The organism is Streptomyces sp. Ncost-T10-10d (assembly GCF_900091955.1).
Taxonomy (GTDB): Bacteria; Actinomycetota; Actinomycetes; order Streptomycetales; family Streptomycetaceae; genus Streptomyces.
Window position 1 is genome coordinate 1 of sequence record NZ_FMDF01000072.1, and the last position, 10,390, is coordinate 10,390.

Below are 10,390 nucleotides of genomic sequence, written 5' to 3' on the forward strand. Positions count from 1 at the left end.
CTACCCGCACATCCTCGCCCTGTGCCGGGACAAGATGGGATACACCATGGTCAACGCCGTGAAGTCCCCCTGACGGCGGCCAGTCCCGCCCCGACTCCCGGGTTTCGGTCGCCGCCAGGCCAGAACCACCCGGCACAGCACCCCATCGCCGGCTGCCACCCCGGGCTGGCCGGGTGTCCTTTGACAGTGAAGTCAGTCGTGTGCAGCGCGCTGACCTGGCCCGACTGGGTTGAGTGTCACCGGGCTGCTGCTGGCCGGTCGTGATGGCTCTTCAAAGATTTTCGTGAAGACGGTCAGGCAGACGTCCCTTTGCCGCCAGTCGGTCTTCGACGACTGGCGGCACCGAGCAGCACGCGCTTCCGTAGCAGCCGGAAGCAGGCGCGGCCCGCTTTCTACCTCTTGATCGATCGCCCTGTGCGTCGACCTCTGACCACTGCGCGGTCGTGAGTGTTCCGGGCGGTCCTCACCGCCCGGAACACTCGCGCTGCCAGGGCAGCAGCCCCCTTACCTGGCGATTTCGGCCAGTTCATCGAGCCGCGTCAGCTTCTGCGGATTTCTCATCAGGAAGATCCGGGTGACCCGCCCGTTCTCCACCACGAGGCTCACCGCGGTCGGCTCGCCGTCGATCTCGAACCGGCCCGCAGGCGCGCCGTTGAGCCACACGGTCATCGTCTCGAACGCGGTCACCACCTGGTTCGCGCGCGCGAGCACCGTCGCCACCAGCTCGGCCCCGTGGATCGGAGCCAGAGCGGCGGCCGCAAGCCCGCCGCCATCGGCGATCAGGACCACGTCCGGCGCCATAACCTCCAGCAGCTCCTGCAACCGCCCGGTTCGCAACGAGGCCAGGAACCGCTCCACCACGGCCTGCTGCTCCGTCCGGCTCACTCGCACCCGCGGCCGCCGGGCCGCCACATGCTCGCGGGCACGCCGCGCGATCTGCCGCACCGTGGCCGCGGACTTCCCGATGGCCTCGGCGATCTCGCCGTACGGCATCTCGAAGACCTCGCGGAGCACGAACACCGCCCGCTCGGTCGGCCCGAGCGTTTCGAGGACGGTCAGCATCGCGATCGAGACGCTCTCCGCGAGTTCGACGTCCTCGGCAACATCGGGGCTGGTCAGCAGCGGTTCCGGCAGCCACTCGCCCACGTAATCCTCGCGGCTGCGCGACAGCGTTCGCAGGCGGTTGAGCGCTTGCCGCGTGACAGTCCTGACGAGGTACGCCCGCGGCTCGCGCACCTGCGACCGGTCGACGTCGGCCCACCGCAGCCAGGACTCCTGCAGCACGTCCTCCGCGTCGGCCGCCGACCCGAGCATCTCGTAGGCGACGGTGAACAGCAGGCTGCGATGGGCGACGAACGGATCCTCGGTCATCATGACGTCGACGCTACGCCGGAGTTCTGAGGGCGCGCGGCCAGTGGAATCTCGCAGGCATCGGAGAAGCCCTGCGACGAAATCCCGTTCGCATTGTTGTTCCTGGTCGCCATGTTGACGAAGGCGATGTACGCGGTGAGCTCGACCATCGCCGCCGCACCGAGCCGGTCGAGCAGGCTCGCGTGCAGCTCGTCGGTGACGGTCGGCGGCGTGTTCGTCATGGCCTCGGCGTACTCGAGGACGTCCCGCTCCAGCGGCGTGAACACCTCCGAATCCCGCCAGCGGGGCACCTGGCTCGCCTTGGCCAGGTCCAGGTTCTGGTTCTGCGCCTGGAAGTAGCCGACATCGAGGCACCAGCCGCAGCCGACCTGGGACGCGACGGCCATGTGCGCGAACGACTTGAGGCTCGCGTCGGCCGCGTCCCACTCACTCAGCTTGGCCGAGAACTCCAAGTTGGACGTGGCGACCTTGGGGTTGTGCCACACCACCTCGACGGGCTCGGCCACGGCGCCGAGCTGCTTGATCATGTTTTCGCTCATCTCGGTGCTGAGCTCGGCCTTCGGAACGCGGAGTGCCATGGTGTTCTCCTCAGTAGATTTGCCTGTCTGGCTGTTCGGCATGGAGACACCGCCGGGCCCGCAAATGTGACAACCACCGCCACGCGTAGATCGTCAGCACTCCAGTGCCTGGCCATCCCGCACGACTGGGTTCACTGTCGTAGAAGCCGAAACGGCTGGGTTCGCTGTCAAACGCCTCGGTTGGATGGCAGAGGACACCGGGCCGTCGCCCAAGATTGCTTGTCGGAGGACAGCTCCCCAACGGTGCCACGCAGACAGAGCGTGAGCGTGACACCGGCTGTCACGCTCCCCCGGAGAAGTGTCACGCCGCTTCGAATGTGTCCAGTCCATATTTGTCCGTTTCTCGAAGCCCATAGGGATGTGCGCTGCAAGTCGCCCTGTGAGGCGTACGGCGGCGCAGCGGTCCCGCATGGTCAGGCTGAACCGGCGTGCTCAAACCGGCACCAGTAGACGGGACATGCGGCAATCATTCGCCTATGACGCAGATCAACCGTGAATGGGCCATAGCCAAACCTGAGGGCTTCCTCACCACAGCTGCCGTGCGTAACAACGGGCGCGAGGATGTGCTCCACCGTCGCCAGGACCTTGCCGCGCGTGGCGCCCAGCCCGTAGGTGCCGTGCCGTGCGGCGGCCCACGACGCCCACGCGCGCAGGGCCGCCTCGTTCGCCGCCTCGGCGCCGCGCAGCAGGGTGTGGCTGAAGTGCTCCGGGGAATTGACTCCGTCGAGCACCATGCGGTCGGTGCGGCCGGGGAAGAGCTGTGTAGACCTCGCCGAGGTAACTGCCGTAGGAGTAGCCGAGGTAGGAGAGGGTGTCCTCGCCGAGGGCGGCGCGAATGACGTCCATGTCGCGGGCGGTGTTGCGGGTGGTGACGTACGGCAGCACGTCGCCGTGGGCGCGCTCGCACCGCCCGGCCAGCTCGCGCGCGACGGCGACCTCCTCGCGGTACGCCGCCAGGTCGGCGTCCGCGGAGCGCAAGAGGGCGGAGCGGAGGTCCCGGCCGCAGTCCAGCGGGGTGCTCCGGCCGACGAAGCGCGGGTCCACGCCGATCAGGTCGTAGCGGTCGGCGACCTCTCCCATCACCTCCGACTTGGTCAGTGGCATGTGGAGGCTGGGCCGGCCGGTCCGCCGTCGTTGAGCAGCAGCGGGCCGACGCGGTGGGCGGTGTCGGTGGCCCTCAGGCGGGATATGGCGACGGTGATGGTGCGACCGCCGGGGTCGGCGTAGTCGAGCGGCACGGTGATGTCGGCGCGGTGGCGGCGAGCATCGCCGCGCACGCCGCGAAGGCCTTGATGCGTAGGGAAGTTGACATGCCCGCACGCCAGGGCCCGTCTTCAAACTCGCGCTGTCCGGCCGGGACCTGCCCGCGGAGGCCGAACTGACCGGCGCTGACCGGCTCGGCGAGCGCGGTGCTGGACGGCGGCGGTCGGCCGGCCGAGCTGCCCCTTGGTCCACGTGGCTGCCGATCCGGCGGGCGGACCGAACTGCACCGGGCAGCCGGGGTCGGTTCGTACTTCCGGGGTGTACGGAGTCGTCGTTGAACATTGAACATGACGTCTGAATACCGCCGGACCCGCAGGGCGTTCCGGTCTTGGATTGAGCATGTCCAAGACCGGAACAAGGAGTTTTACGGAGATGACGATGAACGGTGCGATGGCGCTCGACGGCAGGGTTGCGTTGGTGACCGGCGGCAGCCGGGGGATCGGGGCGGCGGTCGCGCTGCGGCTGGCCGAGGACGGCGCAGACGTGGCGCTGACCTACCAGGGCTCGGCCGAGTTGGCCGAAGAGGTGGTCGCCAAGATCACCGCGATGGGACGGAGCGGCTGGGCCGTCCGCGCGGACAGCGCAGACCCGGAGGCGGTGCGCGGCGCGGTGGCGGCGGTCGCCGAGCGGTTCGGGCGGCTGGACATCCTGGTGAACAACGCGGGTGTCGGCGCCGTCGGGCCGATCGAGGCAGTGGCACTCGACCAGATCGACCGGGTGCTGGCGGTGAACGTTCGCGCGCCCTATCTCTACGCCCAGGCGGCGCTGCAGTACCTGGTCGAGGGCGGACGGATCGTGAGCATCGGCAGCTGCATCGCCCAGCGCGTGGCCTTCCCCGGAAGCGCGCTCTACGCGACCAGCAAGGCCGCTCTGATCGGCTTCACCAAGGGCATGGCCCGGGAGCTCGGCCCGCACGGGATCACCGTCAATCTGGTCCACCCGGGCCCGATCGACACCGACATGAACCCGGGCGACGGCGATTCCGCCGACTTCCAGCGCGGCTTCACCGCGCTCGGCCGCTACGGCACGGCGGCGGAGGTCGCGGACGCCGTCTCATACCTGGCCGGCGAGAGCGCCCGATACGTCACAGGCGCGGAGCTGGCGGTGGACGGTGGCTTCGCAGTCTGAGCCCGCGCGGTCCGACGCAGGCCAGGTAGGCCTTGGCGCTCAGTCCGTCACGGCATCGACCCGTGATCTCGGGCAGTGGATCACGGCTGGGTGATACGTCGCCAGGAGTTGTCCGATGCCGAGTGGGACCTGCTGCGGCCTTTGCTGCCCACGGATGCGACAGGCGTCCCCGGTTGGACGACCGTATGGTCCTGAACGGCATCGTGTGGAAGTTCCGCACCGGGGTCGCCTGGCGGGACGTACCCGAACGGTACGGGTCCTGGGCCACCCTGCACACCCGCTTCCGCCGGTGGGCCAAGGACGGCACCTTCGAGCGGATGCTGCAAGCCGCGCAGGCGAAGGCGGACACAGCCGGCGACATCGACTGGGTCGCCTCGGTCGACCCCACCATTGTCCGAGCCCACCGGCATGCCGCCGGAGCCCGAAAAGGTGCCTCTATAGCTTTCGTCAAGCCGTAGTGGGTGCGGGTGGCTGGTAGCAGGTGCCGTCGCGGAGCACGGCGAAGAGGAACGCGCGGAGGTCGCGCGCGATGGGGAACGGGCGCTTCTGGTCGGTGCACAGCGCGTCCTGTCACCCAAGCACGGGCCCGTCAGATCCCGCTCCGTCTACAAGTGGCGGGTTTCGCACGTATCTCCTCCGCCTCCCAGTTAGGGCGGGGTCGGGTGCGTCAAGGGCTGCCCGTGAGCATGTTGATGCTGATGGTGGCTTTGCAGGTGGTGCGGTCGATGGTGGGTCCGCGTGCGTTGCATTTGGAGATCGCGCGTCTGACGATGCGGTCTTTGGTGCGGACCCGCCTGGCGGGCAGGAGCTGGGCCAGGACGTGGTGGCCGATGGTGCCGACCAGGTCGATGTGCATGTCGGCGATGACGCCGGCGGCCAGGATGAGCTGGTCTCGGGCGGCGGTGAGGGCGGTGGTGAAGCCGGCCCGGTCCGGGTCGGTGCCCGAGACGCTGTCGGTGGCGTCGGTCATTGCGGTCCGCAGTGCCTGGTAGGCGGTCAGCAAGGCCCAGACCTCCTGTTCGATGCCGTCCGGGGTGCGGGCCCGCAGGACGCGTCCGCCCAGGACGGTGGATTTCAGCTCGGCGTAGGCGGTCTCGATCTCCCAGCGCTCGTGGTAGAGCCCGACGAGTTCACCGGCGGCCTTGGCCGGCGTTGCCTCTAGGAGATTGCGGCTTGCTGCGGGACGCGGCGGGCGCTGCGGTAGGTGGTGATGCCTATCGCCAGGAGCCAGTAGCTCAGGAGGCCGCCCATGAGGGCGGTGGTGCCCCAGCCGTTGGCGGCGTAGAAGCGGGCGGGGGTGTTGCCGAAGAAGAGGGACGGCATGAAGGCCAGGTTGATCCCGGCGAGGATGAAGGCGCTGCGATGGGCCCAGCGGGGCAGCAGGCCGCTCTTGCTGACGGCGTAGCCGAAGCCGGCCAGGAACATGGCCAGGAGCATGCGGGAGATCGATCCGTAGAGGATGTAGGTGCCGGAGACGGTGATGGTGGGGTCGATCGGGTGGTCGGTGGCGATGACGGCCCCGGCTTCCAGGCCGCTGGAGATCAGCGTCACCACGGTGTAGGCGAGTCCTGACGCGAAGGCGAGGGTGCCGGCCCACTCCACCTGGGGAGCAGTCCTCTTGACGAGTTCGCGGAAGCCGGTGGCGAAGACCAGAACGAAGCCGAGAGCGAGGATCCCGATCAGGAGGCGGGTCAGCACGTTGGCTTGCGGTGGCGGGCCCGAGTACACGAAGTACAGCGGTACCTCCAGGATCAGCCCCGCCGCTGCAGCGATCCCCATACTCCCCGTGAAACGCCGGGCAACGATCTCATTCATCGGATTCTCCTCGGTCCTCAGCGATGAGCCACTGTCGGCAAGGAAAATCCTGTCCCCCGCGCGCCTCGCAGTCCCTGGGCCTGGAACCCGTTTCCGGGGGTGGGCCTGACACCACCCCCGAGGCGGTCGCCCGGACAGCGGCCCGGACGGTCGACGGCCGACCTCTGACTGATTGAGGTGCACCGCGCACCCGCATTACTTCGTCACTCCGCACGACTGGCTCTGTTCGACGGCATGTGGGCCTCCCGCGGGCTGGGCCTTCGTGTATTCCTGTGGGATCTCACACGGCCTGGCCGAATCTCACGTTGGGGGCCGCTCCGTGGCCGATCGGCCACTGACCTGAGATCGGCTGGTCAGCCTGTTCATTCATTCGCCGAGGATTTCCACCGCGGGTCGCTGCGGGTCGTAGGGAGCCCAGCCCGGGTTCCCGGTGCCGGCGAACGCGACCCAGGCGCCGTGTACCTGGGCTGCGAATCCTGCTGGGGCGGGGTCGGGGCCGAGTAGGCAGGTGTCCCCGTGCAGCCAGGGTTTGTCGGCGATGTCGAACACGAAGGGCAGTTCGACGGTGTGGGCAGCGCCGAGTCGCCCGGCCAGGGCCGTCGAGCGGTACCCGAAAGAATAGACGTGCGTGCGGCCGCCCGAGATCCGAGCGTGGGCCTGCGCCATGCGCGTCGTACCGGCCTCGAACAGGGCCTGCCCGAGCACGGCGGAGCGCAGCTCGCCCGGTGTTTCGTCCGGCCGTGCCGCGCGGTGCGCGGCGAGGGCGGTCTGCGGGTCTGCATGCACCCGGGTGGCGACGGCGAGTACGTCAGCTTCCGTGGTGGACTCCAGGTCGCCCTGCGGCGCGAGGTAGAGGTGCCCCTCTTCGATGTTGGTGCCGATGAGCAGGTCGACGTCGCCGGCCGGGCCGTCGGCGAGACCGTCGGCGGGCTGGACCGGCAGGACCAGGCTGAACGGGCTGAGCCCGGCCAGCGGGTCCGTGGCGGTGCCGGTGCGGAGGTCGAGGCCGGCCAGTGCGGGCAGGATCGTCAGGAAGCGCTCGTCCGGGATCGGGGCGAACGCCTCGGCGGTCGGCTCGACGCCCAGCGCCGCGGCCGCCGTGGCAGTGACCCGTTGTGCTTGTTCTGGGGTGAACGCGCCGGTGCCGTTGCCGCTCTGGACGATCGCTCGCCGGAACAGACCGCCTGCCTCCGGTGTCGCGAGCAGCGCGCCGGTGAGCGTGGCACCCGCGGACTGGCCGAAGACCGTGACGTTCTCGGGGTCGCCGCCGAATGTTGCGACGGTGTCGTGTACCCATCTGAGTGCGGCGAGCACGTCGAGCAGTCCGCGGTTGGCCGGAGCACCCGCCAGATCGAGGAACCCGGGGATGCCGAGACGGTAGTTCACCGTCACGAGGACGACGTCGTCGCGGGCGAACGCGCTGCCGTCGTAGAGCGCGGCGCAGTTCGAGCCGGTGACGAACCCGCCGCCGTGCACGAAGACCATGACGGGACGCCTGCCGCCGTCGGCGGCAGGCGTGTGGACATCGACGGTCAGGTACTCCTCGCCGGGCACCCAGCCCGGCCCGAAGTAGGGGACCATGTCGAGTCGGCCGAAGTCGCGGGCCGGCTGGGGAGCCGTGGGCGAGGGCCGTGTGCCGGCGCGGACACCGGACCAGCCCGGGTGCGGTGCGGGCGGGGCGAAACGGCCGGCGCCGGTCGGGGCCGCCGCGTAGGGGAGGGCGCGGTAGCGCTCGCCGGATCCGTCACGGACGCCGCGCACGGCGCCCGCCGGGGTTTCGACGACCGGATCTGCCTGTCGGGGCACGGGACACGCTTCCTTTCTGGAGGGGGACATCAGGAGATGCGGGAGAAGCCCGCCCACTCCTTGATCACGAACTTCGACCCGCTGCGCGCGACCTCCGCGGCGCCTTGGCCGCCGAAGTGCGCCGGGAAGACGAGCGCGTTGTTCTCGGCGGCGCGGCCGAGCAGCTTGTGCCGGCTGGCGCGGGACTCCGCCGGGTCCTCGCAGAAGCAGGAATTGGTGTCCGGCTCTGCGATCTGCAGCGCGGTGTGCACCAGGTCTCCGACGAACAAGGCCTGTTCGCCGCCGGACTCCAGAGTGAGAACGGACGAGCCGGGGGTGTGCCCAGGAGCGAGATCGAGACGCAGGTTCTTGTCGATCCGGTACGTCCCCTCCCACAAGTGAGTGAGTCCCGCCTGGTGGACCGGCGTGACGCTGTCCTCGAAGACGTTCTGGTTCCCGCGGCCAAGCACGGTCTTGTTCTCGTTGGCCGGGTCCCAGAAGTCGAAGTCCCGCCGGGTCATCAGGTACGTGGCGTTCGGGAAGGTCGGTACCCAGGTCCGGCCGTCGAGGCGGGTGTTCCAGCCGACGTGATCGATGTGCAGGTGGGTGTTGACCACGATGTCGACGTCCTCGGGCCGCACCCCGGCGGCGGCGAGGTGGTCGAGGTAGTTCGTGTCCAGGCGGCTCCACACCGGCGCGTAGGGCCGGTCCTTGTGGTTGCCCACGCCGGTGTCGACGAGGATCGTGCGCCCCTCGCTGCGCAGCAGCCAGGACTGGATCGCCGTATGACACTCGTCCGTCTGCGGGTTCCAGAAGTCGGGTGCCAGCCAGCCGCGGTGCTCGTCCCACGAGCCGTGGGGGCTGTCCGGGAAGAACTGGCCCGCGGGCATCTCGACCGAGCCGTAAAACTCTTTGATTCGGGTGACGGTGACGTCGCCAAGGGTGATCTGCTCCGGGTTCTGATCCATGTGGTCCGTCCTCGGGTCTGGGGTACGTGGCCGAATGAGACCGAGCCTGGACACGCGGGCGGGCACGCACCACTCCCGGGTTGTCCCACCCCTCACAGGGTGTGGCTGGGATCGGGCCGCGCACCGAATACTGGGGTGATGAACGGACCCGGCCCGCTCGGCGCCTTCCTCCAAGCCCGACGGGCGCGGCTGCGACCCGAGGACGTCGGCCTGCGCGACCTCGGGCCCCGCAGGCGGGTGGCCGGGCTCCGGCGCGAGGAACTGGCCCAGCTGGCGGGCGTCAGCGTCTCGTACTACGCACGGCTGGAACAGGGCCTGTCCCGCGGGGCCTCGGCCGAGGTGCTCGACGCGATCGCCCGCGCTCTCCTGCTCGACGACCACGAGCGTGGGCACCTCGACCGGCTCGCCGGCGCCGCCCGCCACGCGCCCCGGGTGCGCCGCCCGCGGCCCGAGAAGCTCGCCGACGAAACACGCGACCTCCTCCGCGCCGTCGACGGCGTCCCGGCGATAGTGCTCGGCCGCCGTACGGACGTGCTGGCCTGGAACAGCCTCGGGCACGCCCTGCTGGCCGGTCACCTGGACCTCCTCGGCCCGGATGACCCGGCGCGACGCCCGAACATGAGCCGGATGCTGTTCCTGGACCTGCACTGTCAGGAGCTGTACGCGGACTGGAAGCGCAAGGCGCGCGCGGTGGTCGGCAACCTACGCATCGCCGTCGGCAGGCACCCGGAGGACCCGCTGCTCGCGGAGCTGATCGGCGAGCTGACGATGAAAAGCCCGGAGTTCGTCGCACTGTGGGGGGGACCACCGTGTGGCGCCGTGCGATGCCGCGTCCTACGAGCTGCACCATCCCGTCGTCGGCACGGTGACGGTGACACAGCAGACACTGTCGATCGCCCGTTCACCGGAACAGTCGCTCATCGTGTGCACAACCCCCGCCAGCTCCTCATCCGAGGAGGCCCTCGCGCTCCTCCGGCAGGCGAGCGGCAGCCGGGCGCCGCACGCGGACGCCGCCGCGTTCCTCGAAGCTGAAGCGGCCCCGCCGCGACCTGCGTGACCGCATAGAGCGTGAGGTCAAAAAGCGGTGGGAGCCGCAGGTACGGGCGAAGGCCCGGAAGGAGGCGGCCTCGACCGACGGCCTGGTCGTCTCCACTCGCGCCCGCTCCGGGTTCACCGCCGCCGCGGGCACGACCGACGACGCTCGGATCCGCGACATCACCCAGGCCCTGCCGCCCCAGTGGGCCGACCGCCCCGCTGCTCTACCTGCACGGCCTGTCCACCGGCGACTTCGTGCCTGCGGACCACGAATCCCATCGAGTCGACCTTCGCCACCGTCCGGCTGCGGACCAAGGTCACCCGCGGTGCCGGCAGCGCCGCCGCCGCCCTGGCCATGGTCTTCAAGCTCGTCGAATCCGCCCAGCAACGGTGGCGGGCCGTGAACGCACCCCACCTGGTCGCCCTCGTTCGAGCCGGCGCCCGCTT

8 protein-coding genes and 4 pseudogenes are annotated in these 10,390 nt (G+C 69.7%); 5 read left to right on the top strand and 7 right to left on the bottom strand.

Annotation, left to right across the window (positions count from 1 at the left end; genetic code table 11):
- Positions 1-504 precede the first annotated feature (504 nt).
- From GA0115254_RS10180 to GA0115254_RS10190, 3 genes and pseudogenes are all read right to left on the bottom strand, one after another.
- Positions 505-1,371 carry an RNA polymerase sigma-70 factor gene (locus GA0115254_RS10180; protein WP_093894958.1) on the bottom strand — a complete coding sequence of 289 codons (867 nt, stop codon included), beginning with the start codon at positions 1,369-1,371 and terminating at the stop codon, positions 505-507.
- Complete coding sequence (locus tag GA0115254_RS10185; RefSeq protein ID WP_093894959.1) at positions 1,371-1,949, bottom strand: carboxymuconolactone decarboxylase family protein; 579 nt, start codon at positions 1,947-1,949, stop codon at positions 1,371-1,373. The genes GA0115254_RS10180 and GA0115254_RS10185 overlap by 1 nt, the downstream gene beginning before the upstream one ends.
- A gap of 554 nt (positions 1,950-2,503) precedes the next feature.
- Positions 2,504-3,226 (bottom strand): annotated as a pseudogene (locus GA0115254_RS10190) (alpha/beta fold hydrolase); the annotation flags it as partial.
- Between the two features lie 358 nt (positions 3,227-3,584).
- Between GA0115254_RS10190 and GA0115254_RS10195 the strand changes: the two are divergent.
- Positions 3,585-4,340 carry an SDR family NAD(P)-dependent oxidoreductase gene (locus tag GA0115254_RS10195; RefSeq protein ID WP_256102481.1) on the top strand — a complete coding sequence of 252 codons (756 nt, stop codon included), beginning with the start codon at positions 3,585-3,587 and terminating at the stop codon, positions 4,338-4,340.
- Between the two features lie 122 nt (positions 4,341-4,462).
- A complete protein-coding gene (locus GA0115254_RS10200) occupies positions 4,463-4,798 on the top strand; it encodes a transposase (protein ID WP_256102482.1) in 336 nt (111 codons plus the stop codon).
- Between the two features lie 209 nt (positions 4,799-5,007).
- On the opposite strand, the gene GA0115254_RS10205 is transcribed toward GA0115254_RS10200, so the two are convergent.
- From GA0115254_RS10205 to GA0115254_RS10220, 4 genes are all read right to left on the bottom strand, one after another.
- A complete protein-coding gene (locus GA0115254_RS10205) occupies positions 5,008-5,610 on the bottom strand; it encodes a transposase (protein ID WP_256102483.1) in 603 nt (200 codons plus the stop codon).
- Positions 5,499-6,155 (bottom strand): hypothetical protein, encoded by a 657-nt coding sequence (locus GA0115254_RS10210; protein ID WP_093894961.1) that lies wholly within the window; start codon positions 6,153-6,155, stop codon positions 5,499-5,501. The genes GA0115254_RS10205 and GA0115254_RS10210 overlap by 112 nt, the downstream gene beginning before the upstream one ends.
- Positions 6,156-6,521: 366 nt before the next feature.
- The gene (locus tag GA0115254_RS10215) at positions 6,522-7,961 is read right to left on the bottom strand and encodes a carboxylesterase/lipase family protein (protein ID WP_093894962.1); all 1,440 of its coding nucleotides are present in this window, start codon (positions 7,959-7,961) and stop codon (positions 6,522-6,524) included.
- 29 nt (positions 7,962-7,990) lie between these two features.
- Positions 7,991-8,908 (bottom strand): MBL fold metallo-hydrolase, encoded by a 918-nt coding sequence (locus GA0115254_RS10220; RefSeq protein WP_093894963.1) that lies wholly within the window; start codon positions 8,906-8,908, stop codon positions 7,991-7,993.
- A 138-nt stretch (positions 8,909-9,046) separates the two neighbouring features.
- Here GA0115254_RS10220 and GA0115254_RS10225 point away from each other — a divergent pair.
- From GA0115254_RS10225 to GA0115254_RS10235, 3 pseudogenes are all read left to right on the top strand, one after another.
- Positions 9,047-9,965, top strand: a pseudogene (locus GA0115254_RS10225) (helix-turn-helix domain-containing protein).
- Positions 9,883-10,158, top strand: a pseudogene (locus GA0115254_RS45825) (XRE family transcriptional regulator); the annotation flags it as partial. The pseudogenes GA0115254_RS10225 and GA0115254_RS45825, both read left to right, overlap by 83 nt.
- A 44-nt stretch (positions 10,159-10,202) precedes the next feature.
- Positions 10,203-10,390: pseudogene (locus GA0115254_RS10235) on the top strand (IS256 family transposase); the annotation flags it as partial.

What these genes read in the sequence shown, in the direction of transcription:
- GA0115254_RS10180 (WP_093894958.1), bottom strand. Translation starts at nt 1,371, where the DNA reads ATGACCGAGGATCCGTTCGTCGCCCATCGCAGCCTGCTGTTCACCGTC.
- GA0115254_RS10185 (WP_093894959.1), bottom strand. Translation starts at nt 1,949, where the DNA reads ATGGCACTCCGCGTTCCGAAGGCCGAGCTCAGCACCGAGATGAGCGAA.
- GA0115254_RS10195 (WP_256102481.1), top strand. Translation starts at nt 3,585, where the DNA reads ATGACGATGAACGGTGCGATGGCGCTCGACGGCAGGGTTGCGTTGGTG.
- GA0115254_RS10210 (WP_093894961.1), bottom strand. Translation starts at nt 6,155, where the DNA reads ATGAATGAGATCGTTGCCCGGCGTTTCACGGGGAGTATGGGGATCGCT.
- GA0115254_RS10220 (WP_093894963.1), bottom strand. Translation starts at nt 8,908, where the DNA reads ATGGATCAGAACCCGGAGCAGATCACCCTTGGCGACGTCACCGTCACC.